This is a genomic window from Helicobacter pylori NQ4053 (genome assembly GCF_000274605.1).
GTDB classification, from domain to species: Bacteria; Campylobacterota; Campylobacteria; order Campylobacterales; family Helicobacteraceae; genus Helicobacter; species Helicobacter pylori_CV.
This window is the reverse complement of record NZ_AKNV01000003.1, coordinates 154067-179738: the sequence shown is the minus strand read 5'-3', so window position 1 is coordinate 179738 and position 25672 is coordinate 154067. Positions and strand designations below refer to the sequence as shown.

Here is a 25672-nt window from a genome sequence, read left to right as displayed (position 1 = left end):
CCTAATCCTTTAAACTTTTTTCTCTTTCTTTAGCTAGATTTTCCACTTCTATGACAAAGGTTTCAAACAAATCCTTTTCAGCCAGTTTGTGAATGACTTTACCCTCTTTAATGATCAAACCGCTGCGATTCCCAAAAGCGATCGCCATGTCTGCATGTTTGGCTTCACCTAAAGCGTTCACCACGCAACCCATCACGCTAATGTCTAAAGGGGTTTTAATGTGGCTCAGGCGTTTTTCTACCTTGCTCGCCATATCCACTAAATTGGCTTCAATGCGCCCGCAAGTGGGACAAGAAATCCAATTAATCCCCTCTTTCAAACGCCCGCTATGGCGTAAAATCGCTCTAGCCACTTTGATTTCATTTTCTAATTCCCCTGTGATGGATACGCGCATCGTATCCCCAATGCCCTCCATTAAAAGCCCCCCTAAAGCCATGGCGGATTTGATACTGGAGCTAAAAAGATTCCCCGCTTCAGTAACCCCCAAATGGAAAGGATAGATCACAAGAGGGCGTAACATTCTATAAGCTTCTATGGTGCGCATCACATCGCTCGCTTTTAAAGAAATCTTAAAATCAGTAAAATCCAAATCTTCTAAAAGTTTGGCGTTATACAAAGCGCTTTCTACCATGCCTTTTGGGGTTGGTCCGTATTTTTGATCAAACTGCTTTTCTAAACTCCCGGCATTCACACCAATTCTTATAGGGATGTTTTTTTCTTTACAAGCATCAACCACCGCTTTGATTTTGTCTTTAGAGCCGATGTTTCCGGGGTTAATCCTGATCGCATCAACGCTTTGAGCGGCAATGAGAGCGAATTTATAATGGAAATGAATATCAGCGATTAAAGGCAAAGGAGACACTTTTTTCAATTCTTTTAAGGCTAGAGCGTCCTTTTCATTACTCACCGCCACCCTCACTAAATCAGCCCCGGCGAGTTTGAGTCGGTCAATTTGATTTTTAGTGCTTTCAATATCAGCGGTTTTACTAAAGGTCATGCTTTGCGTGCTTATGGGAGCATCACCTCCTATGGCGACGCCACCGATAAAAATTTGCTTGGTCTTAACTCTGTTTTCTAGCATCAAACCTCTTCATCAGTTAAATTCTTATGCACTATTATACTCTTTTATGCGCTCTCTTTTATGCTCTCTTTCGCTCTTTTTTAACGCTTTCAATGATAAACGCTTAAATTTTAGGTAAGATCAACTATTCCATTTTAAATTAAAGTAGCCCTATGACCTTTGAGCCTTATCCTTTTGAACGATTAAGAGCCTTGTTTAAAGAGATCACCCCTAAAAAAAAGGGGCTAGATTTAGGCATCGGCGAGCCACAATTTGAAACGCCTAAATTCATTCAAGACGCCCTCAAAAACCACACCCATTCGCTCAATATCTACCCTAAAAGCGCATTTGAAGAAAGTCTGAGAGAGGCTCAAAGAGGTTTTTTTAAACGCCGTTTTAAGGTAGAATTGAAAGAAAACGAATTAGTTTCTACGCTAGGATCTAGGGAAGTGTTGTTCAATTTCCCTAGCTTTGTTTTATTTGATTATCAAAACCCCACCATCGCCTACCCTAACCCCTTTTATCAAATCTATGAAGGGGCGGCCAAATTTATCAAAGCTAAAAGCCTTTTAATGCCTTTAACTAAAGAAAATCATTTCACTCCAAGCTTGAATGAAAAGGAGTTGCAAGAAGTGGATTTAGTGATTTTAAATTCCCCTAACAACCCCACCGGAAGAACCCTTTCTGTAGAAGAGCTGATTGGTTGGGTCAAACTCGCTTTGAAATATAATTTTATTTTAATCAATGATGAATGCTATAGTGAAATTTATGAAAACACGCCTCCTCCTTCGCTTTTAGAAGCTTGCATGCTGGCTGATAATGAAGCGTTTAAAAATGTTTTGGTTATCCATTCGCTCTCCAAACGATCTAGCGCTCCAGGTCTAAGGAGTGGTTTTATCGCTGGGGATAGCAGCCTTTTAGAAAAATACAAAGCGTTTCGCACCTATTTAGGCTATACGAGCGCTAATGCGATCCAAAAGGCTAGTGAAATCGCTTGGCTAGATGATGTGCATGCAGAATTTTTCCGCAATATTTATGCGAATAATTTGAAACTGGCGCGAAAAACCTTTAAAGACACGCTCATTTATCCTTATAGTTTTTATGCGTATCTGCCCGTTAAAAATGGCGAAAATTTTGCCAAAACGCTTTATCAAAACGAAGGCATTATTACTTTACCGGCTTTGTATTTAGGGCGTAATCGTATCGGCGCTGACTACGTGCGTTTAGCCCTTGTCTATGACACCCCCCTTTTAGAAAAGCCTTTAGAAATCATAGAAACTTATCGAGAAAACCATGCTTGAAACCCCAAAAGTTTTACTCAAAAACTTACAAGATTGCAAGATCCATTTTATCGGTATAGGGGGGATTGGTATTTCAGGCTTAGCCAAATACCTTAAAGCGCAAGGGGCTAAGATCAGCGGATCTGATATTGCCATAAGCCCTAGCGTTAAGTATTTGAAAGCTTTAGGCGTAGAGATTAATATCCCGCATGATCCAAAAGCGATCAATAATCAAGATGTCATTATCCATTCAGCCATTATCAAAGAAGACAACACCGAAATACAAAGGGCTAAGGAATTAGAAATCCCTATTTTGTCTCGTAAAGACGCTTTGTATTCTATCCTTAAAGACAAGCGCGTTTTTAGCGTGTGTGGGGCTCATGGAAAGAGCAGTATCACGGCCATGTTGAGCGCGATTTGCCCCGCTTTTGGAGCGATCATTGGGGCGCATTCTAAAGAGTTTGATTCCAATGTGCGAGAGAGCGCGGATATGAGCTTAGTTTTTGAAGCCGATGAAAGCGATTCAAGTTTTTTATTTTCTAACCCTTTTTGCGCGATTGTGCCTAACACCGAGCCAGAACATTTGGAGCATTACAATCACGATTTAGAGCGCTTTTTCTCCGCTTATAAATATTTTTTAGACCATGCTCAAAAAAGAGTGATCTATAAAGAAGATCCTTTTTTACAAAACTATTCTAAAGACGCCATTGTTTTAGAAAAAAAAGACATTTATAATATCCAATACATTTTAAAAGACGGCGAGCCTTACACTTCATTTGAATTGAAAGATTTGGGGGCTTTTTTGGTGTGGGGGTTAGGCGAACACAACGCTACGAATGCGAGTTTAGCGATTTTAAGCGCTTTAGATGAATTGGATTTAGAAGAAATTAGAAATAATTTATTGAATTTCAAAGGCATTAAAAAACGCTTTGATATTTTGCAAAAAAACGCGCTCATCCTCATTGATGATTACGCCCACCACCCCACTGAAATCAGCGCCACTTTAAAAAGCGCTAGGATTTATGCTGATTTATTGGACACGCAAGAAAAGATTGTAGTGATCTGGCAAGCGCACAAATACTCCCGCTTAATGGACAATTTAGAAGAGTTTAAAAAATGTTTTTTAGAGCATTGCGACAGATTGATCATTTTACCCATTTATAGCGCGAGTGAAGTCAAAAGAGACATTGATTTGAAAGCCCATTTTAAGCATTATAACCCCACCTTTATAGACAGGGTGCGTAAAAAAGGGGATTTTTTAGAGCTCTTAGTCAATGATAATGTGGTAGAAACGATTGAAAAAGGCTTTGTGATAGGCTTTGGAGCGGGGGATATTACCTATCAATTGAGAGGCGAAATGTAATGGGTGCAGCGGTTGTTTTATTTTTAACGTTGATTTTATTGTTTTTAGTTTTAAGGGATTTTGGTTTAGCAAGCCCCAAACAAAAGATTTTAGCTTTTTTAATCGTAGGGATTATAGGAGCGAGCATCAGCGTTTATACTTATCAACAAAACCAGCAAAACCAACAAGAAATCGCTTTACAAAGAGCGTTTTTAAGGGGGGAAACCCTGTTGTGTAAAGGCATTAAAGTCAATAACCAAACCTTTAATTTAGTGAGCGGGACTTTGAGCTTTTTAGGCAAAAAACAAACCCCTATGAAAGACGTTCTTGTGGATTTGGATTCTTGTCAGACGCTTCAAAAAGATCCCTTAATCCAACCCCAATGAACCCCCAATGAATAATAATAATAATAATACCCCACCCAAACCCCTAGAAGAAAGCCTGGATTTAAAAGAGTTTATCGCTCTTTTTAAAACCTTTTTTGCCAAAGAAAGAGATACTATTGCTTTAGAAAACGATCTCAAGCAAACTTTCACTTATTTAAACGAAGTGGATGCGATCGGTTTGCCTACTCCTAAAAGCGTGAAAGAAAGCGATCTCATTGTCATCAAACTCACCAAATTAGGGACGCTCCATTTAGATGAAATTTTTGAGATTGTCAAACGATTGCGCTACATTGTCATTTTACAAAACGCTTTTAAAACTTTCACGCATTTAAAATTTCATGAACGCCTTAACGCTATTATTTTACCCCCTTTTTTTAACGATCTAATCGCTTTATTAGATGATGAAGGGCAAATCAAACAAGGGGCGAACGCTACCCTAGACGCTTTGAATGAAAGCTTGAACCGCCTTAAAAAAGAGAGTATAAAAATCATTCATCATTACGCCCACTCTAAAGAGCTTGCCCCTTATTTAGTGGATACGCAAAGCCACCTTAAACATGGTTATGAATGCCTTTTATTAAAGAGTGGGTTTTCTAGTGCGATCAAAGGCGTTGTGCTAGAAAGGAGCGCTAATGGCTATTTCTATCTTTTGCCTGAAAGCGTGCAAAAAATCGCCCAAAAAATCGCCCAAATTGGTAATGAAATAGATTGTTGCATTGTTGAAATGTGCCAAACTCTAAGCCGTAGCTTGCAAAAACATCTTTTATTTTTAAAATTCCTTTTTAAAGAATTTGATTTTTTAGACAGCTTGCAAGCCCGGCTTAATTTCGCTAAAGCCTACAATTTAGAATTTGTCATGCCAAGCTTTACGCAAAAAAAAATAATTTTAGAAAACTTTTCGCACCCCATTTTAAAAGAGCCAAAGCCCTTAAATTTGAAATTTGAAAAATCCATGCTCGCTGTTACCGGCGTGAATGCGGGCGGGAAAACCATGCTCTTAAAATCGCTTTTAAGCGCGGCGTTTTTGAGCAAGCATCTTATTCCTATGAAAATCAACGCTCATCATTCCATTATCCCCTATTTTAAAGAAATCCACGCCATTATTAATGACCCTCAAAACAGCGCGAACAATATCTCTACTTTTGCCGGCAGAATGAAGCAATTTAGCGCTCTTTTATCCAAAGAAAACATGCTTTTAGGCGTTGATGAAATTGAGCTAGGGACTGACGCTGATGAAGCGAGCAGTTTGTATAAAACCCTGTTAGAAAAATTACTCAAACAAAACAACCAAATCATTATCACCACGCACCACAAACGCTTGAGCGTGTTAATGGCAGAAAACCAAGAAGTGGAATTACTGGCCGCTCTTTATGATGAGGAAAAAGAACGGCCCACTTACACTTTTTTAAAAGGGGTTATTGGCAAAAGCTATGCGTTTGAAACCGCTTTGCGCTATGGCGTGCCGCATTTTTTGATTGAAAAAGCGAAAGCCTTCTATGGCGAAGATAAGGAAAAATTGAATGTTTTGATTGAAAATTCCAGTGCGTTAGAAAGGGAATTGAAGCAAAAAAATGAACGTTTAGAGAACGCTTTAAAAGAGCAAGAAGATTTAAAAAACGCATGGCTTTTGGAAATGGAAAAACAAAAAGAAATCTTTCACCATAAAAAATTGGAATTGGAAAAATCCTACCAACAAGCCCTAAATATCTTAAAAAGCGAAGTCGCTTCAAAAGATACCAGCTCCATGCATAAAGAAATCCATAAAGCGAGCGAGATTTTAAACAGGCATAAAACAGACCAAGAGATCCCACAAACAATAACAAGCTTTCAAACTAACGAAAAAGCGCGTTATAAAAATGAAAGCGTGATGGTTATACAAATTTTAGACAAGGGCTATTATTTGGTAGAAACCGAGCTTGGCATGCGCTTAAAAGCGCATGGGAGTTGGTTGAAACAAATCCAAAAACCCTCTAAAAACAAATTCAAACCCACTAAAACAACCATCCCCAAACCCAAAGAAGCGAGCTTGCGCCTTGATTTAAGGGGGCAACGCAGCGAAGAGGCCCTGGATTTACTAGATGCTTTTTTAAACGACGCGCTTTTAGGGGGCTTTGAAGAAGTGCTGATTTGCCATGGCAAGGGGAGCGGGATTTTAGAAAAGTTTGTGAAAGAATTTCTAAAAAACCACCCTAAAGTGGTGAGTTTTAGCGACGCTCCCATTAATTTAGGCGGCAGTGGGGTTAAGATCGTTAAATTGTAGTTTTTGGCACTTTTTTATGGGGGATTAATATAAAAAATAAAAATCCGCTTTAAATTATAAAGCCATTTTGTGCCAACACCTAATGGAGAACAAAGCCTTTTTAAAAGAGCGTTGAAAAAGGGCTTTTATCGCTTAATTGAGCCAAAACCCTTAAATCTTTAGCCTTGATAGGCTTTTATGGCTTTCTCTAAAACCTTAATCGCGCTCTCTTTGTTTTCAAACCCCTTGACTTTCACCCATTTATTAGGCTCTAAATCCTTGTAAGTTTCAAAAAAATGCTTGATTTTATCCAAAGTGTGTTTGGACAAATCATCAATATCTTTGACATAGGAATGCGTGGGATCGATCTTATCTATGGGTAGAGCGATTAGTTTTTCATCCATCCCGCTTTCATCTTCCATGTTCAAAACCCCAACCAAGCGCGCTTTCACCACGCTTCCGGCTTGAAAAGCCACATCGCTTAAAACCAGTGCATCTACAGGGTCGCCATCAGATCCTAAAGTGTTAGGCACAAAGCCGTAATTTGCGGGGTAATTTTGCGCCCCATAAAGCACCCTATCCACCATTAAAGCCCCGCTTTCTTTATCCAATTCATATTTGATATTAGAATGCTTGGATATTTCAATCACCACGCACAAAGAATCAGCGTCATGGCTCACTTCTAATTGGTCTAAATTCATTGCAATCTCCTTTGAATAAAAAGAATTATTCTAACATAAAGCCCGCTCTTTTTAAACCTCTTTAGGGGTTTTTAAAGGAGCGTATTGTTTGCTGTATTTGTGAAAGGCTTTTAAGCACTTTTGAGCGTTAAATTTATGGTAAAAAAGATTATCAAAATAGGATTTTCTAGGGGGTTTTAATGAAATGTCAGGCTTTTTTGCATTTTGAATGGTGCTATTGAAAGCATGCTTGTTTAAAGAAATAGGGCAAGGCAAATAAGTTAGATTAGCAACATCATGGTAAGTGGGATTGTTCATAAACATATCCACCGGCTCTATGATTTTAAAACGCTCCGTGGCTTCTATAAAGGTTTTAGCGCCCTTAGGCGTGATATAGTAGCCTGCCGTAGTGGCCACATACACGCTGGTGAGGTAAAAATGCTCTAAAAATAGTGCTTCTTTTTCACTATCAGCACGAGATTCCCAAAAAGTCTCTTTGATGTTTACCTCTTTTGCCAATAAGGATTCGTATTTTCCCATGAGTTCGTCGTATTTTTCCGCAATATTCTTATTGAGATCATCGTATTTTTTGGTGAGTTCATCGTATTTTCCTGTGAGTTCATCGTATTTTCCTGTGAGTTCATCGTATTTTCCTGTGAGTTTCTTATACACTTCTGTCCGAGCTAAAATGCTTCCAATAAAGCGGTTGAGCTTTCTTTTAATTTTTCTAAAAACCACTGGATTAAAAGAGATTTTTTGGGGTGCTATTTTGCAAGGATTAGGTAGTTCTTTAGGGTCTTGTTGCGTTTCAATAATAGAGTCTTGTTGCGTATCTTGTGCGGGATTGGGGGGGGGGGTAACTTCATCATTTTCAATAGACGCTTCAGCCTCTTCAGTTTCTGTATAGATAGGGAGAGCGTGCAAGTTGGTTTTATGGCCTCCCCAATAATGCCCATAGAGTCTCACAAAATCAAAAGGGCTTTTCAAGCAATCTTCTAAGGCTTGCATGAAATTAGACTCTAATGCTACATCATCTTCTAAAATAACGACCGGTTGGTTTGTTTTGACGCATTCTTTCCATAAAAGATAATGGCTTAAATAGCACCCAAATTCTTGGGGCAATAATTCTTGATAACAATAATCAGAATGGAACCAATCGGATTTTAACATGCTTTGCGCATCATAAAGCTCTTGAACGAATTTTTCAAAATCTTCATGTTTAGGGCTAATAGCGTCAAAGATTTGAAAAACACAACGGCCTTTAAATTTTTCATTGGATTCTGAAACGAGTTTTTCAGTATCCAAACGCCTTTGACTTTCTTTTAAAGAAATGATATAGACACCAATCACAGATCATTCTCTTTGGAACGCATTTTAATTCGCAAAAGACAAAATATATTTTTGCATTTCATTCACGATTTCTTCAATGCTTCTCTCCCCATCGATCGCTTTATACACCTTCTTATTCTTGTAAAAATTTTGGATCTCACCCAACGGATCCAAAAACACCCGCATGCGGTTATGAAACACCACCTCATTGTCATCAGCCCCCCTAGAGCGCCCTAAAACCCTTTCTTTAGCGGTGTTTGTGTTCACTTCTACTTCAATCACGCTTTTTAAGATCACTTCGTTTTGAGCGTTCAATTCCTTATCCAAAGCTTGCATTTGCTCCACGCTCCTAGGATAGCCATCAATTAAAATGATCCTTTTACTAGAGCTTTTAATCGCTGCAAGGATCGTTTCTACCACAATTTCTAAAGGCACTAATTCGCCTTGAGAAGTGAATTTCTCAATCAATAAGCCTCGCTCGGTCTTTTTAGCGCTCTCAGCCCTTAGTAAATCCCCGGTAGAAAAATGAGCGATTGTTTCGCTGTTATTCTTAGCGATAAGCTCTGCGTCAGTGGTTTTACCACTCCCTGGGGCTCCAATGATCAAAAATAGTTGTTTCATATCGTATCCTTTTAAATTATTTTCTCAAGCGAATGTGTAATTCTCTTAGTTGCTCTTCATTAATGGGGCTAGGCGCGTTCGTCAATAAGCATGAAGCTTTTTGCGTTTTAGGGAAAGCGATCACATCTCTAATGCTACTAGATTTTGTCATTAGCATGATCAAGCGATCAAAGCCTATCGCAAAGCCCCCATGAGGAGGAGCACCAAACTTTAGCGCTTCTAATAAAAAGCCAAATTTCTTTTGCGCTTCTTCTTCATGGATATTGATTTTTTCAAAGACTTTTTTTTGCATTTCTTCTTTATGAATCCTTATGCTTCCCCCACCAAGCTCCACGCCATTAAGCACCACATCATACGCATGCGCTTCAATTTCTTCTATGTCTTCGCATTCTATATTTTTAGGCATCGTAAAGGGGTGGTGCGCGGCATGATAGCCGTTTTCGGTTTTTTCAAACATGGGGAAATTGACCACCCATAAAAAATTCAAAGCGTCTTTATCAATCAAATCAAGCGTTTCAGCCACCTTCAAGCGCAAACGCCCCATGTAATCTAACACGATTTTTTTATCCCCGGCTCCAAAAAAGACAATATCCCCAACTTGTGCATCAGTCTTTTCTAAAATATTTTTAAGCCCCTTTTCGCTCAAAAATTTAACTAAAGGCCCTTTAATCCCATCTTCTTTAATCTGCAAATACGCCAAGCCTTTAGCCCCAAATTGGCGTACAAATTCTTCTAATTCTTTTAAAACGCTGCGGCTAAAAAGCGCATCAGCCCCCTTAACGTTCAAAGCTTTAATGCGTTTGTTTTTAGGATCTTTTGCGATATTAGAAAAAATAGCGTTTGAGCTGTCCATAAAACAATCCCCCACTTCTATTAAAGGCAATTCAAAGCGTAAATCCGGCTTATCGCTCCCGTAATTTTCCATCGCTTCCTTATAAGGCATGCGTTTAAAAGGTTTAGAAATAGTATGCCCAATCGCTTTAAAAATCTCTTGCAACAAATCTTCCACCACGCCCATCACATCATCTTCATCGCAAAAACTCATTTCCGCATCAATCTGCGTGAATTCTGGCTGCCTGTCCGCCCTCAAATCTTCATCTCTAAAGCAACGAGCGATTTGAAAATACCTGTCCATTCCCCCCACCATTAAAAGCTGTTTGAACAATTGCGGGCTTTGGGGAAGCGCGAAAAATTCGCCCTCATGCACCCTGCTTGGCACTAAATAATCCCTAGCCCCCTCAGGCGTGGTTTTAGACAAAATGGGGGTTTCAATCTCTAAAAAGCCCTTTTGAGCTAAAGCGTTACGAGTAATAAGAGCCACTTCGCTGCGCAATTTAAAGATTTCATAAGCGTTCAAAGAGCGTAAATCCAAATAGCGGTATTTCAAGCGCAAATCTTCATTCACATTTTTATTGCCGATTTCAATCGGTGGGGTAGCGCTTTTATTTTCAATGACTAACTCTTCTAAAACAATTTCAATTTTACCCGTTTTTAGTTTAGGGTTTTCTAACCCAGCGCCTCTCAAACGCACTCTTCCTTTAGCCACTAGCACAAATTCACTCCTGACTTCTAAAGCCTTTTCATAAGCCTTAGAGCTAGGATCACAGACTAGTTGCACCAAACCGCTTTTATCCCTTAAATCAATAAAAACCACGCCTCCATGGTCTCTATAAGTGTTACACCACCCGGCCACTTTGATGATTTTACCCACATCTTTTTCACTAATTTCTGTGCAGAAATGACTTCGCATGTTTTATCCCTTTAAATTAAAACAAAAATTAAATTTATGAAAGCGTTTTTTTAAGCATTTCATGGATTTCAAGAATGTTAGATTTTACCACAAAACCATCCGCTTCTAAAGATTGGGCTAATTGGCGATTAGAATCGCTGCTCATGGACGAATTGATAATCACAGGAAGATGCTCAGTCCTGCTATCAGCTTTAATGGTTTTTAACACTTCAAACCCTGAAATAACGGGCATTTCTAAATCCGTAATGACCACGCCGACCTGTTGGTAATGTTCTTTTTCATACAAATAATCCAACAATTCCCTCCCATTTGGAAAGGCTAAATAACGCAATTCTAAAGTTTGAACGATCTTTTCTAGGGTTTTAAGAGCGCTTAAGGAATCTTCAGCGATTAAAATGAGTTTTTGGCTTTGAATGGCTTCTATGCAACGCAAAGTCAAATCGTCTAAATCTTTCAAGCTAGGGAAAACATCGCTAATCATTTTTTCCACATCCAAGATCTGCACCACTCGTTGTTCATCAAAACGGGTGATAGCGCTAAGCTTACCCTCTTCATTAATGCCTTGTTTGTCCCCGGCGCTAATCTCAGTCCAATTTTTATGAATAATCCTTTCAATTTTTAAAACCTTTAGAGCGATGGAATGGTTAGAAAAATGGCACACGATCACTAAATTATGGTCATCTTTAACGCTGCATTCTTTTAGATCACGGCTCGGATCATTAGCGTTATAATGCAACCACCTTTTCACATCCACTAAAGGAATGGATTCGCCCCTAACGCTAAGAAACCCAAGCATCACGCCATCGCTCCCTCCAAGAATCTCTGTAACCTCTCCGTCATAATGGATAATTTCTCGGATCTTAAAAATGTTTAAGCCATAAAGTTGGGCGTCTTTTTCTGCATCTAATCTAAAGCATAGAAATTGCGCTTCGTTATTTAAGTGCAACGAAGTCGTTTTGTCAATATCTCTTACCACCTATTTTCCCCTAAAGCCCTATCAAAGATTAAATGTTATAATACTACCCTAATTTAGTTTAAAAGGTTTTTACAAAAATGATAAAAAGCCAAAAAGAATATTTAGAAAGAATTGAATATTTAAACACCCTATCGCACCATTATTACAACCTTGATGAGTCAATCGTAAGCGATGCGGTCTATGATGAACTTTACCAAGAATTAAAAGCTTATGAAGAAGAAAACCCTAATGATATTCAAGCTAATTCCCCTACCCAAAAAGTGGGGGCTATTACCACCAATTCGTTCAATAAAAACCCCCATTTAATGCGGATGTGGAGCTTAGATGATGTGTTCAATCAAAGTGAATTGCAAGCGTGGTTGCAACGCATTTTAAAAGTTTATCCTAACGCTTCATTCGTGTGCTCGCCCAAACTTGATGGGGTTTCGCTCAATCTTTTGTATCAACATGGCAAGCTAGTGAAAGCGACCACTAGGGGCAATGGCTTAGAAGGAGAATTAGTTAGTGCAAACGCTAAACACATCGCTAATATCCCCCATTTTATCGCTTATGATGGAGAAATAGAAATCAGGGGCGAAGTGATCATTTCTAAAGAGGATTTTGACGCTTTAAACAAAGAACGCCTAAACGCTAATGAACCCCTATTCGCTAACCCTAGAAATGCCGCATCAGGGAGTTTGAGGCAACTTGATAGTGAAATCACTAAAAAGCGTAAATTGCAATTCATCCCTTGGGGTGTGGGCAAGCATTCTTTAAATTTCCTAAGTTTTAAGGAGTGTTTGGATTTTATCGTCTCGTTAGGTTTTAGCGCCATTCAATACTTAAGCTTAAACAAAAACCACCAAGAAATAGAAGACAATTACCACACCCTGATTAGAGAAAGGGAGGGCTTTTTTGCCCTTTTAGACGGCATGGTGATCGTTGTGAATGAATTGGATATTCAAAAGGAGCTAGGCTACACGCAAAAATCCCCTAAATTCGCTTGCGCTTATAAATTCCCGGCTCTAGAAAAACACACCAAAATCATAGGAGTCATCAACCAAGTGGGGCGCAGCGGGGCGATAACCCCAGTCGCTGTTTTAGAGCCTGTAGAAATCGCTGGAGCTATAATTACGAAAGCGACCTTGCACAATTATTCTGAAATTGAAAAAAAGAATATCATGCTTAATGATAGGGTCGTTGTCATTAGAAGCGGCGATGTGATCCCTAAAATCATCAAACCTTTAGAAACTTATAGAGACGGCTCGCAACACAAAATTGAACGCCCCAAAGTTTGCCCCATATGCTCGCATGAGCTTTTGTGCGAAGAGATTTTTACTTATTGTCAAAACCTTAATTGCCCGGCAAGGTTGAAAGAAAGCTTGATTCATTTCGCTTCTAAGGACGCCTTAAACATTCAAGGCTTGGGCGATAAAGTCATAGAGCAACTTTTTGAAGAAAAACTCATTGTTAACGCCCTAGATTTGTATGCTTTAAAATTGGAAGATTTAATGCGGCTAGACAAATTTAAAATTAAAAAAGCTCAAAACCTATTAGACGCTATTCAAAAAAGCAAAAACCCTCCTTTATGGCGTTTGATTAACGCTTTAGGGATTGAGCATATCGGTAAGGGAGCGAGTAAAACGCTGGCTAAATACGGCTTAAATGTGTTAGAAAAAAGCGAAGCTGAGTTTTTAGAAATGGAAGGCTTTGGGGTGGAAATGGCACGCTCTTTAGTCAATTTTTATGCGAGCAATCAGGAATTTATCCGATCGTTATTTGATTTGTTGAACCCTAAAAACAGCGATATGACTGAAGAAAAGCAAGAAAGCTCTTCTGTTTTCAATCATAAAACGATTGTTTTAACCGGCACGCTTTCTAAACCACGGCAAGAATACGCTCAAATGTTGGAAAATTTAGGGGCAAAAATTTCTTCAAGCGTGAGCGCTAAAACCGATTTTTTAATCGTTGGAGAAAACGCCGGCTCAAAACTCGCTCTAGCACAAAAACATGGCGTGAGCGTTTTGAATGAAGAAGAATTATTAAAGCGCCTTAAGGAATTGAATTGAAAATCATCGCTTATTAAAATCAAGCTCCTTTACCATTTGTTTTAAGATTTTATGTTTAATACCCATTTAAATTCTAAAGAAAAATTCCAATTTTCATTCTTAATGAATTTACTCACAAAATCCTATTTTATAGTAGAATGCGAAAAATAAAGATATTTTAAGGAACAATAATGGAACACCATAAAGCACACACAACCATTCAAGCTTTACAAGCGAAACGCAAAAAATTGCTAACCGAATTAGCCGAGCTAGAAGCAGAAATAAAGGTAAGCAGCGAACGAAGGAGCAGTTTTAACATTTCGCTCTCACCCAGTTTGTTAGCTGAAATAGAAGAGATAGAATACGAAGAAAAAACAAGTAAAGAGCGAAGAATCAATCACAGCGTTTTACTTTCGCCCAGTTTTATGGTTAAAGTGGATGAATACATGAAAGAGAAAGGTTTTCCTAACCGCTCGCTCCTCTTTGAAAAAGCGTTGGAATTTTATATGCTAAAACACCCATAAAGCCAATAGCGGACAAAAAACAAGAGAGTATTTAGGGTTTTGAGAATGGAAAATCAAAAGCTCCGTTTCTCTTTTAGGGTCTTTCTTATTTAAAGCCTTGGCTTTGTCTATTTTTTGGGGTTGGAACGCTTTTTAAAGTCGTTTGATGCGATTAGAGCGTGTATATCGGTAACGCTTTTGGCTTGTTTTAACAAATATCAGTTAATTTTTAGTAACACTGCACTCAATAAAACCATCATTTGAATATAATAACCTTAAATGGGATTTTAAACCATTTCTATATAAGGGGATTTTATGATTTCTAACATCAGCATACACCCAAAAACCATGTTTAAAAACGCTTTAAATATATACAAGATTTTTCATTTAAAAGTCATACTAGTACAGCCATTATTGGCGCAAATGGTGCTGGAAAATCAACGCTTATCAACACTATTCTAGGCATTAGATCAGACTATAATTTTAAAGCACAAAACAATAATATTCCATACCACGACAATGTTATACCACAACGCAAGCAATTGGGAGTTGTCTCTAACCTATTCAACTACCCACCTGGATTAAACGCAAACGACCTTTTTAAATTCTATCAATTTTTTCACAAAAACTGCACTCCAAATCTATTTGAAAAAAATCTTTTGAATAAAACCTACGAACACCTAAGCGATGGACAAAAACAGTGCTTAAAGATTGACTTAGCTCTTAGCCACCACCCCCAATTAATTATTATGGATGAACCAGAAACCAGTTTAGAACAAAACGCTCTTATAAGACTATCAAATCTCATAAGCTTGCGCAACACCCAACAACTTACAAGTATCATCGCCACTCATGATCCTATTGTCTTAGATAGTTGCGAATGGGTATTGCTCCTTAAGAATGGCAACATTGCTCAATACAAACCTTTAAATTCTATATTAAAATCTGTAGCTAAAACTTTTAACTTTAAAGAAAAACCAACCACAAAAGACTTATTAGCATTACTAAAGGATATTTAGTGGGAGCAATTCTATCTATCCTAAAACTTGAAATCAAATCTTATCTCACCAATACAAGCGCGCTATTTTGGACTTTTATTTATCCTATTTTAATGCTCCTATTACTGATTTTTGTTTTTTCAAAAAATACCACTGAAATATTTTATTTTAATAATATTATAGGTCTAATGGGACTCCTTATTATTTCTAGTGCGATCTTTGGTCTCACTCAAGCTATAACAAGCTCTAGATCGCATAATATATTCTTGTTCTACATGCTATCACCAGCAACTTTCAAACAAATAACTCTAGCATTAATCGCTTCAAGACTAATCGTTGTAATCCTATATGCTTTTATCTTTATTGTTCTCTCTTTTTATGCGCTCAATATCATCACTATTCTTAATTTTAAAGCGCTTATTTTGGGGTTTGTTAGTGTTTTTTCAAGCGCATTGTTTTGTTTTTGCTTGGCCATTTTTGTAGCTAGAATTTTTCAAAACGAACAAAGCATCTTAGGATTTTGTAATATCATCAATCTCTATGCGCTAATGTCTTGTAACGTTTTTGTTCCTTTAGAATACCTACCTAATATTGGCCAATTATTTATCAAAACATCTATTTTTTACTACCTTAATCAACTTCTAATCAAAGCTTTTCAAGGGATTGATACTATACTGGTTTTAGCAACTTCAACATTTTTCATTATTGGTGGCATTATTTTATTTTTACTAAGTGCTAATCGCATGTTACTAACACCAAAAGAACGCATGCGTTAAACCCTTAGTCCCACCATTGATTCGCTTAATGGCTCAAAAAAGGGGTAAGCCCCAACCCCTTAAAACGCTAAACGCATTCCAATATTTCCGGTAATATTGATCATTTTATAATCCAATCCAAACCTAGCCCCCACCCCAGCATTCGCATAAAAGCTTTTAAACAACCTCACTTCCCCGCCTGTAGTGATGCTCGCAAAAGTGTTATAAAGCTCGCCTTTCCTATAGCTCAAAGTGTTGTTACCAATGAAACGCACCAATTTATCCCCCATAGATCTCACAAGCAAATCCCTACCGATGCCGCCAATCGCATAAAAATAAGAGTTTGTATTGAAATAATGGCGGTTCTCAAAAGCAAAATCAATCGTTAAAACGGATTTTTTAGACGGATCCGCGTTCGCTTTAAACTGGTTGTAGAGCGCGTTATCCATCACCCCTTCTAAACCGGTCATGCCAATATAGTAATACCTTAAACCAATTTGAGGTTTTAAAATGATGCTTTTGTTTTTAAACATGAAATCATACCCATAATTGACTCTCGCGTTCGTCGTCCATGTGTTGTAATTATAAGATTGGTTGATCACAGAAAGCAAAGTGTCGTTGGAGCTGATTTGGGTTTTATTAGCCCCCCAAGTTTCATTGACGCTAAAGGTTAGCTCGCTCTTTTTAATGAAAGCCCTCGCATACAAGCCCACATCTACATTATCGGATTTAGAATTAGTGATGCGTTCATAAAAACCGCTATACCCATAAGCCGCATACCCTCCAACAATCACACCCTTAATAAATCTGTCATAGCCCACATTGACACCATAGAGCGTTCCTGTGCCATTTTCCACAAAGCTCACGCCCCCAACGCCGGTCGCCCAAAGGTTGTTTTTCAATTTATCCCTTTGAGAGTATTTTAAAATCACATCCATCGCGTTAGGGGTCGCATCAGCAAATCTTTGGTTTTTAAGGCTGCTCAAGCGTTCGCTAAAATCCGTTGAATCAAAGGAAGCGAAATTAGAAAGCTTGGCTAAACGGCTCATTTGTTGCGTGTAAGTGTTGAGCTGCAAAGCATCGGTGGAATTGTTTTTAAGATTGGGTTTAGAAAGCATGCCTAAAGCGCTGGTAATATCTTTCATTAAAGTAACAATGTGTTCAGTGTGATTGTCTTGCAAATAATAAGGAGCGAACAAGGGATTACCCCCTTTAGCCGCAAAAAGCTCATTCAGCCACAGAATGGAATTATTGCCCGCAGATTTGATCGCATTCAAACCGGTGCTACCTTGAATGTGTTTAACATAATACTCCAAACTAGGGGCATGAATATCCATGGGTTTATCAGAGACGGTAACTTGAACTTTATCATAAAGGATAGATGAATACACCATTTGCCCTTGATTGTCTTTAAAGCTCACCACAAGACCCCCATCTTTAATATTGACCGGTTGGTTGTCATAGCTTAGTGAATCGCCCTTTAATTGCATGCGTTTGCCGTTAAAATCAATGAGGGTGTAAAGCTTGAGGTAATCGCTCAAGCTCCCTCCAAGAATCGTTTGATTATCATAGCCATAAACCATGCGTTTAGCGTTAATAAGCGTGTAAGAACCCTGTTTGAGTTGGGTGTTAAAGTTGATTAGAGTCTGGTTGTTATAAGACATGATCGTGGAAGTGCCAGTTACGCTCAATATCGTTTTATCAGTTGGGCGTTTGAGGTTGAAAGTCAATGACCCTTCGCTCTTGAAATCGCCCCCCACATCCAAACCATTTTCATTCGTTCTAAAAGTTGCGCCCTTAATCACATTGAAATTACCGCTGATATCAGCCCTATGATTAGAGTTGTTGTTAAAAGCGTTATTCACGATCAAGTTGTTGGCTTTAAAAGTGGCGTTTGGCTCTAAATTTAAAGTCCCAATAGTCGTATTTTGTAAGACTTTTGAAAAATCCACTAATCCGTTCGCTCTAATTGCGCCTAAAAATGCGAAGTTATTTGCATTCACTTCTAAAGTTTCATCGGTTGGAGCGCTTGAAATTGAAGAATTAGTTTTTTTCTCGCCCATGCAATTTAAAACATTCACGCAAATCTGACCTTTTTGAACGCTAATGTCATTTTTAGAAGCGTTAAGTGTTAAGCCGTTGGTAGCGTTTAAGGTGTCTAATGAAATGTTAGAAAAATCTTTAGATACAAAAGAAAGCCTGCCCTGATATTGCGTGAAATTGATCGTGTTTTTCCCATTAAAGATAATAGACTTACCCGCTATAAAATTCAATTCCCCCCCTGTGGCGTTACTAAACGAGCTGTTATTCACAAACACATGGTTTTTAGCCACGAAATTGAAATTCCCTTTTTGCCAAAGATTGTGTAATCCTCTAGAGCCTAGTAAAGATCCCAAGCCAAATTGTTCCAATTCTTTTTGTAAAGATTTAGGGAGTATGGATCCTAAACCTTGATGATAAACGCCTCCAAAGCCCTTATCAGCAATAATCTTATTGATCATTTGCCCTAGGACTTGATGGCTCATGATTTTATTCACTACGCCTTCGCCTAATAAGTCATTTAACGCTTTTTCACCTATGCTAGAAATGGTGCTAGTCAGCTCTTTGCTAGGGTTAGTGATGCTATTTAAAGCGATATTGACTAACACGCTCAAATCCTGCGGGCCTAGCCAAGAAATGAGCTTATTGATTAGGGGGGCTTGTTCAATCATTTGATTGAGAATATCCCCAAAAGTCGTTTTATCCAAGAAACTCTGTAAGTCTTTGGCATCAGAGCTAGAGCCTATTTTATCCAGGGCTTGATTTAAGCCTCCAGGCACAAAATTATTGGCAAAAGAACTCAAGCTTTGTTTGCCATACCAAGTATTGATGAAATTCTCTACATTTTCAATCCCTAAAGTTTTCACGATGAATTTTTCAAACCCTGAAGAATGGGCTTGGATTTGCTCTAAAAGCATTTGATCGATTTCTTTTCTTTTTATAGGATCTAGCGCATTTAAAAGCCCGTTTTCACCAAAAACATCGCCCACCGTTTTAGAATTTAAAATTTCCATGATCGCATTTTTAAAAGCGCTCACGCCTAAGAGATTATTCACTTCAGTAGGGCTAAGCAATGAGCTTAAAGTCTTAGATCCAAAATCTTTAGGGATCATGTTGGCTAAATCTTTAGGGATAGCGTTGTTATTCAAGCTCTCTTCATAAACCATGTTAGAAAGGATATTCCCCAAGCCCTTTTCCCCAAAAAGCTTATCAACGCCCTCTTTCCCCAAGTAAGAAAAGATCTTATCAGTCCCTTGAGCGTCAATATTGGCTTGATTAAGCACCAAATTCGTCGCGCTTTCAAAAGACACATTCGCGCTCCCGCCGCTCCCCCAAGCGTTCCCGCTGCCGATGGTTCCAGTAATGTAAATGTTTTTAGCCTTAAAATTAGCGTTAATATAGCCCAAATAAGGCGCGCTAGAATGGAGCAATTGCCCCAAATTAGTCTGCCTAAACATCTGGCAAGTGTTATCCCCAACCGCGCATGGATTTTTATAGCCATCGCCTCCAAACCACACCACGCTATTCGTGTTCGTTTGCCCTTCTTTGATCGCCCCTACCACGAGATTGCCTTGAGAGAAATGATAATTAGCCGTATTGGAAAAATTATTGATAATACCCAATAAGCTCTTCCAATTTGCTTGGTTTAAAGCAATACCATATTTCTTTAAAATGTCAAAAAGAGTTTCAAAACCATTCGGGCTATTGAGATTGAGATTGTCTAAAGCCCCTGAAGATAAAAGATTGGCTATTTTAGGCAAAAACTCCTTACCCAAACTAGCGATCACACTCAAATCTTGCTTAGTGATAGCCTGATTGTAAATGTGCAAGGCTTGTAAGGGTTGGTTTTGTGCGTTATAAGTCCCGGGTATCTCATTATTCTTACCAAAGCCTTTAATATTGCTACTCAAATAATAAGTGCCAGCCTTATCGCTTGTGTAATTATAAGAATTCGTGCTTTCATCATAAGGGTTTTGTTGGTAATCATACAAGCTAGGAGCGAGATTAAACATCGCATTATTAGAAACGCCGTTTTGAGAGATCTGCACTTTTAAGCGGTTGTTATGCAAGGTTTCTGTAATCGTTTCAGTCGTATTGAGCGGGTTAGTGAAACTCCAAGAATGAACGCCGTTATTAAACGAGTAATCAGCCTTTTCAATCTGTATACCATAAAAACGGATCTTTTCATAGCCGTTATTCCCCATTAAACCCTGAATGTTTTGAGCTTGTAAAATATTATAAACTAAGGGCTTGTTTTTTGCATCAAACAAATTCACATTAGACAGATTCAAAACGCCTTGAGATCCAAAGCTGAAATTCCCGCTTGCATTAATGGATAAAGCGTTAGCGCCATTGCCTAAAAGGTTTAGAGTGCTGTTTAAAAGAATGCTTTGAAAATTCAGGGTGCTGTTGTTGCTTAAATCAAAAGAAGCGTCAGAATTAAAAGTCGCCAAATGAGTGAAAGAAATTTGAGAATTATTAGCGTAAAAATTCACAGGAGCGTTAAAAACGCTGTTGCCATTGAAATTCAACAAGCTTGAGCCGTTGAGATTGAAATTCGTTTCCCCTTCCACGCTAAGAGCGTTAAAGCTCGCTTGAGAACTTTCAGCCAAATTCATCGTAGAATTTTGTTTAAAAGTGGAATCCCCTTGGAAATTGATATGGATATTTTTAGCCCTTAAATTGAGCGTCGCTTGATTAAAATTCGTATTCCCTTTGAAATTGATAAGGCGCACAGAGTTGCCAAAATCAGGCGTTTTACCGAATAAAGGAATGCCATAAAAGGTTACATTAGCGTTATTGAAATTCACTTGGTTGAAGCTTAATTGAGCGTTAGGGTTCAAATTCAAGTAAGAAACCCCGTTAAAAGCGGTTGTGCCGTTAAAATTCGCTGTGCTGTTGTTGTAAAAAGAAAGGCTTGAAGCGTTTTCTAAAGTCGTTTGGGTTTGGCTATCCCCAATATTAATAGCAGCGTTGGGTTTGACTGAAAGCCTGGAATGATTGAAAGTAACATTCCCATTCAATGAAGACTGGTTCACATTTTTAGACACATCAATGACGATTTGAGAGTTATTGAAAATAATGTTATTAGCTTTCAAATCATAGCGGATACCCCCTCCTAAAATGGAATTAGAAAATACCAAATCCGTATTCGCAACCATATTCACATACGATGAGCCGCTCTCAGTCGCTCCGTTAATATTGGTCCAGCCGCTAAAAGTGGTGTTTTCAAAAGTGATACGCCCTGAATTAAAATTAAAGCCTCCCCATGTGAAATCCCTAAAGTTAGAGTTTTTAATCTCCATAGAAAGCTTGGAATTAAAATTCGCCCATGAATGCTGGCTCGCGCTGGTTTGTAAGCCCATAGCCACGGTTTGGAAATTCGTGTAATCCAATCCGTCAGCGTTCAAGGTTTCATCAGCGTTAAAATTGATCGTCGCCCCACCGCCAGCATTAGGGTTGCCGACATTAAAGTTATTCGTTAAAAAGATATTAGTTGCGTTGAAATTGCCATGCAAATACAGCAAATTATTCTTACCAAACCAGATCGATCCGCCATTGTTATTGGCCTTTTCTTGAGCGCTCCCTAAAAGCAAAGTCCCCACCACCGTAGCCCCAAAATTCAGCGACCATGCAAAAGCGCTAGAGCCGATAAGATTTTGATTTTTATAGGGTGCGATATAGCACACGCCAACACACACGGGGGTTTTTCCTGGAATGAAATCAAATTGCTTCCTCACTTGACTCCAAATATCCTTAGAATCAGTTTCTGTGTGGAAAGGCGAAGAATGGATAGTGAAATATTTATAGGTGATAGAGCCCGGATTAAAAGTCTCTTCAAAGACAAATTTTTGGCCGTTGCTTTGGGTGAATTGCACAAAAAAAGTGTTATTATCCGTTCTTAATAAAGTCCCTTGTTCGCCGTCATAATGGATCAGGTTCCATAAATTTTTTGAAAAAGCATTGTCCGCCAAAATTTCATTATTATATTTAATGTTATTCCCGCTTAAAAGCGTGTAGGTGGTGTTGTCAGTCAAATCCCTTTCAATATTAAAAATACTATTATTGTCAATAGCGATTGAGCCTTGGAGACGGCTAAAAGGATCGCTATTAATAAGCGTGTTTGTGCCTTTAAAAGTAATATTTTTAGTATCGTTAAACGAATAGCTACCGCCATTAAACGAGTTGTTGTTAAAAATTAGGTTTTGCACTTTTGCGTTGATGTTATAGGAATTGAAAGTGTTGTTTTCTAGGGTTAAAGAATTTCCAGCGCTGTTTTCACCCCCTTTATAAATCAAAGTGCCGTTATCGCTAAAATTAACATTCTTAATCACGGCATTTCCGTTAGCATTAGCGTTATCCACGCCAAAATTCCCCCCTCCATTCACAGAGCCTTTATCCCAAGTAATGTTATTGGCCTTAAGGTTAAAGCCTCCATGCGGGGTTTGGTTGCTAAAATTGGCGTTTGTTACATTCAAATTGCCATTATTAACAATGAAATTCATCCATGAATTTTGCAAACCGGCTTTATCGCTATTGAGGTTTGCGTTAGCGATATTCAAACGCTCTTGAGCGTTAAACACTAAAATCGCCCCCCCACCGGTTTTGGCCCCATTACCAGAGCGAATCGTGCCGGTAATATCAATTTGATTGGCTTTAAAAACGCCTTGAATATAGCCCACTAGCCCCCATTCAGCCCCTGAAGTTTTCCCAAAACTCACCACGCTATTAGAAGTGGGATTCGCCCCATCAAGAAAAGAGGTGGTTTGGTTGAACACTAAAACGCTGTTAGCGCCGCTATAATCTTGCGTGAAAACGCCTGTGCCAGCGATCTTCCAAGTCGTCATGCCGTTGAGATAGAACACGGTGTTGCTGGCGTTATTATTGACATTTTTAAGATTAAACGCATCATTATGGATATTCACGCAATGCGTATAACCTAGAGTGCATAAACGAGTGAGCGTGATCCCGTTATTAAAATTTTCTTTGATGTAGTAAGTCAAGCCATTATCAGTGAATTGGACATTATAAATTTTAGCGCTGTCTGGCGTGGATTGATCTTTATCCACTAGCGTGCCGCTAGGGTTTTCCCCACTAATCCAACGCAACATTTGATACAAAGCGTTATTATCCTTATAATCCACGCTTTTAGCGTTAAGCAATTGATAAGTCGTGCCCACGCTTAAACTGCTCAAAAGCCCTTGCATGTTGAAAACAACGCCCTTACTGAAAGTAAAATCCGTTTGAGCGCCATTTATTTTGAATTGGTTATTCACATTGAAAGTGTCGTTAGTAAAATTGACTTTAGGGGTATTATTGAAATTAAACACGCCCCCATTAAAAACATTCCCATTAAAATCCACTCGCTTGGCGTTAAAACTAAACGATCCGCCATTAAACGAGTTGTTATTAAAAGTGTTTGTTTGCTCTGCATGACTAAAATTAAACGAACCGCCATTAAATTTGTCTTCATTAAAGGTGTTATTTATACCATCAAAAGTGTAAGAAGCGTCGCTTAAAACGGAATTTTCAATGGTGGTCTTACCCTGGAATTTGAAATTCCCTGCTAAAAAATTCGTGTTTTTAAAATGGTAAGAATTTTCAGCGCCTTGAAATTTGTAATAAGCCTTGTTGAAATTCACGCTATCAAAAACGCTGTTACCGGTAAAATCATACCCTCCACCCGTCCAATCGTAAAAATCAGACTGAGAAACATTGATCTTACCACTCCTAGAGCCATTCCCTAAGGCGATAAAAGTCATGTAAGAGTTTTGCGAAGTGGTTTTTAGGTTTTTAAAAGTGGCTCCAGCGATATTAATTTCAGTCGCGCCCACAAAATTCAAAGTCGCCCCCCCACCGGTTTGAGCGCCATTACCAGTCATCATGTTACCGGTGATATAAACCCTATCGGCTGTGAAAGTGCCGGTGATATAGCCCGTTTTCCCCCAATTGACTCTCTCATACCCCCCAAAACGCACCGTGCTGTTAGATTTAGGGATGCTGCCATTAGCCCAAGGGGTCGTAGCGTTAAAGACTAAAGCGCTGTTTTTCCCGCCATAGGTTTGAGCAAATCTCGCATTAGTGTAATTCCAAGTGTTCAAGCCGTTGAGGTAGAAAATCGTGTCAGCCCTATCATCGTTAATATTTTTTAAATTAAAGACATTGTCATGGATATTCACGCTATTGGTGTAGTAAATATTGTTCGCGCCATAATAGACGGATTGTAAAACAATAGAATCAGGGCTAAAAATTTGTCTGAAATGATAGAGCGTGCCGCCTAAATTGTAGGTTACATGGTAAGTGTGGGTGTTGTTATTTGAGCTTGTATGATTTTTATCAGCGTCTTTTGTGGCTTGCGTGTTTTTAAGCCTGATGATATTCCATAAATTATTCACATCATTGTAAGCGATAGAGCCATTTTTCATGCTAAAGAGCGTGTAAGCGCTCCCTATGCTAGGCGTGTAATTTTGAATATTAAAAATCGCATTAGGATTAATAGTAACTTTACCGGTCATATTGACAAAAGGCGAAGTGGGGTTGTTGATCGTGGTTGTGCCTTGAAAATTAACATGAGCATCAAGTCTATTAAAAACGAACCAACCCCCATTAAAGGTCAAATTATTAAAAGTAATATTATTTGCATTAAGAATATAGGCATTCCCTACGGTGTTAGCGTTGCCATTAGGCATACTCCCTAAAATGCTGTTATTAAAGGTAACGCTATTAGCGTTAAGATTGAGCTTGTAATGATTGATATTAGAGTTAGTGAAAGTGATGCTCCCCCCAATACCATTCCCACCCTTATAAGTGAGCGCGCCATTATTATTGAAAGTTACCCCGCTAATGGTGGTTGCGCCGTTGCTATCCACGTTATCAAAGCCAAAATTCCCGCCATTGACAATCCCGCCATTATAAGTAATCTTTCGCCCCATCACATTAAAGCCTCCATTAGGGGTTTGGTTGCCAAAATCCGTGTTTGTCAAATTCACGCTGTTATTGGAAATCAAATTGATCCAAGAAGTTTGCGTCCCGGCTCTGTTATTTTGAAAATAAGCTCCGTTAGTGGTTAATTCGTTTGAGCTTTCAAAAACCAGTATCGCGCCTCCGCCGGTTTTCCATTCATTACCTGAGCCAACAGCCCCTGTGATAAAAATGTCTTTTGCCTTAAAAACCCCTGTAATAAAACCTACATAGCCCTTTTCCCCAAACCACACAGAAGAATTATTAGGCGTTGCGGAAGCGTTTTTTGTCCCTATATACAATTTGCTGTTGTTGTAGTTTTGCGTAAAACTCCTACTCCCCCCAGCCCAAGTGCGTAAAGGGCTGATGTAGTAGGATTTGTTGTTATTATTTTCATTCACGCTATTGAGCCAATACACCGAACTCTTATAATCTTCAGCGCTCAAAGCTGAAACAAACCCAAGCCCTAAGAAGATTTTTTTGTTAAAGGATAGAGAAGAATTTGAATGCGTTTTTAAGGAATAAATTATCAAAGGCGAGTTTTTGATCGTACATTTTTTAGCGATTTTCTTTTTAATGCCCTTAAACGAGCGGTTTTTACTAAAGCGTTCCTTTAAATCTATTTTGCTATTTCTATAAGTCATATTTTGAACCCTTTCATTATATAATTACATTTCTTAACACTATCTGCGACAAAAAGATCATTTTATCAATTAAGAGAAAACA

14 protein-coding genes and 1 pseudogene are annotated in these 25672 nt (G+C 38.5%); 8 read left to right on the top strand and 7 right to left on the bottom strand.

What is annotated here, in order from left to right; translation table 11 throughout:
* Window position 1 precedes the first annotated feature (1 nt).
* Entirely contained in the window at window positions 2-1081 is a 1080-nt protein-coding gene (gene ispG, locus AYS37_RS02720) for a flavodoxin-dependent (E)-4-hydroxy-3-methylbut-2-enyl-diphosphate synthase (RefSeq protein ID WP_000892456.1), read from the bottom strand.
* A 152-nt stretch (window positions 1082-1233) separates the two neighbouring features.
* Here ispG and AYS37_RS02715 point away from each other — a divergent pair, with 152 nt between their 5' ends.
* Genes AYS37_RS02715 through AYS37_RS02700 form a run of 4 tightly spaced genes read left to right on the top strand, consistent with a single transcriptional unit; the run spans window position 1234 to window position 6328 of the window.
* A complete protein-coding gene (locus tag AYS37_RS02715) occupies window positions 1234-2361 on the top strand; it encodes a succinyldiaminopimelate transaminase (protein ID WP_000142305.1) in 1128 nt (375 codons plus the stop codon).
* Window positions 2354-3703 carry a UDP-N-acetylmuramate--L-alanine ligase gene (murC, locus tag AYS37_RS02710; RefSeq protein ID WP_000894719.1) on the top strand — a complete coding sequence of 450 codons (1350 nt, stop codon included), beginning with the start codon at window positions 2354-2356 and terminating at the stop codon, window positions 3701-3703. Before AYS37_RS02715 ends, murC begins: the two co-directional genes overlap by 8 nt.
* On the top strand, window positions 3703-4068 hold the full coding sequence (locus AYS37_RS02705) for a hypothetical protein (RefSeq protein WP_000500501.1): 366 nt from the start codon (window positions 3703-3705) through the stop codon (window positions 4066-4068). The genes murC and AYS37_RS02705 overlap by 1 nt, the downstream gene beginning before the upstream one ends.
* Window positions 4069-4075: 7 nt before the next feature.
* Window positions 4076-6328, top strand: coding sequence for an endonuclease MutS2 (locus AYS37_RS02700; protein WP_001063704.1), 2253 nt, complete (start codon window positions 4076-4078; stop codon window positions 6326-6328).
* 158 nt (window positions 6329-6486) lie between these two features.
* Here AYS37_RS02700 and ppa read toward each other — a convergent pair whose 3' ends face one another.
* From ppa to AYS37_RS02675, 5 genes are read right to left on the bottom strand one after another with little or no spacing between them, the layout of a single operon-like run.
* Window positions 6487-7008: an inorganic diphosphatase gene (gene ppa, locus AYS37_RS02695; protein ID WP_001046997.1), complete on the bottom strand. Its 522-nt coding sequence runs from the start codon at window positions 7006-7008 to the stop codon at window positions 6487-6489.
* Window positions 7009-7059: 51 nt separating this feature from the next.
* On the bottom strand, window positions 7060-8337 hold the full coding sequence (locus AYS37_RS02690; RefSeq protein WP_000580759.1) for a glycosyltransferase family 25 protein: 1278 nt from the start codon (window positions 8335-8337) through the stop codon (window positions 7060-7062).
* Window positions 8338-8361: 24 nt separating this feature from the next.
* Window positions 8362-8937, bottom strand: coding sequence for an adenylate kinase (locus AYS37_RS02685; RefSeq protein ID WP_000811234.1), 576 nt, complete (start codon window positions 8935-8937; stop codon window positions 8362-8364).
* A 16-nt stretch (window positions 8938-8953) separates the two neighbouring features.
* A complete protein-coding gene (aspS, locus tag AYS37_RS02680) occupies window positions 8954-10687 on the bottom strand; it encodes an aspartate--tRNA ligase (RefSeq protein WP_001256408.1) in 1734 nt (577 codons plus the stop codon).
* Between the two features lie 34 nt (window positions 10688-10721).
* On the bottom strand, window positions 10722-11663 hold the full coding sequence (locus AYS37_RS02675) for a chemotaxis protein (RefSeq protein WP_000251121.1): 942 nt from the start codon (window positions 11661-11663) through the stop codon (window positions 10722-10724).
* Between the two features lie 77 nt (window positions 11664-11740).
* Here AYS37_RS02675 and ligA point away from each other — a divergent pair, with 77 nt between their 5' ends.
* The 4 genes and pseudogenes from ligA (at window position 11741) to AYS37_RS02655 (ending at window position 15967) form a co-directional block, all read left to right on the top strand.
* Window positions 11741-13711, top strand: a complete 1971-nt coding sequence (gene ligA / locus AYS37_RS02670) for an NAD-dependent DNA ligase LigA (protein ID WP_000597660.1) — start codon at window positions 11741-11743, stop codon at window positions 13709-13711.
* Between the two features lie 170 nt (window positions 13712-13881).
* Complete coding sequence (locus tag AYS37_RS02665; protein ID WP_000399906.1) at window positions 13882-14214, top strand: hypothetical protein; 333 nt, start codon at window positions 13882-13884, stop codon at window positions 14212-14214.
* 294 nt (window positions 14215-14508) lie between these two features.
* Window positions 14509-15212 (top strand): annotated as a pseudogene (locus AYS37_RS02660) (ATP-binding cassette domain-containing protein).
* Window positions 15212-15967: an ABC transporter permease gene (locus tag AYS37_RS02655; RefSeq protein WP_000500917.1), complete on the top strand. Its 756-nt coding sequence runs from the start codon at window positions 15212-15214 to the stop codon at window positions 15965-15967. Before AYS37_RS02660 ends, AYS37_RS02655 begins: the two are co-directional and overlap by 1 nt.
* A 59-nt stretch (window positions 15968-16026) precedes the next feature.
* Here the strand turns inward: AYS37_RS02655 and AYS37_RS02650 are convergent, their stop codons facing one another.
* Window positions 16027-25590 carry a vacuolating cytotoxin domain-containing protein gene (locus AYS37_RS02650; RefSeq protein ID WP_000222296.1) on the bottom strand — a complete coding sequence of 3188 codons (9564 nt, stop codon included), beginning with the start codon at window positions 25588-25590 and terminating at the stop codon, window positions 16027-16029.
* Window positions 25591-25672 lie beyond the last annotated feature (82 nt).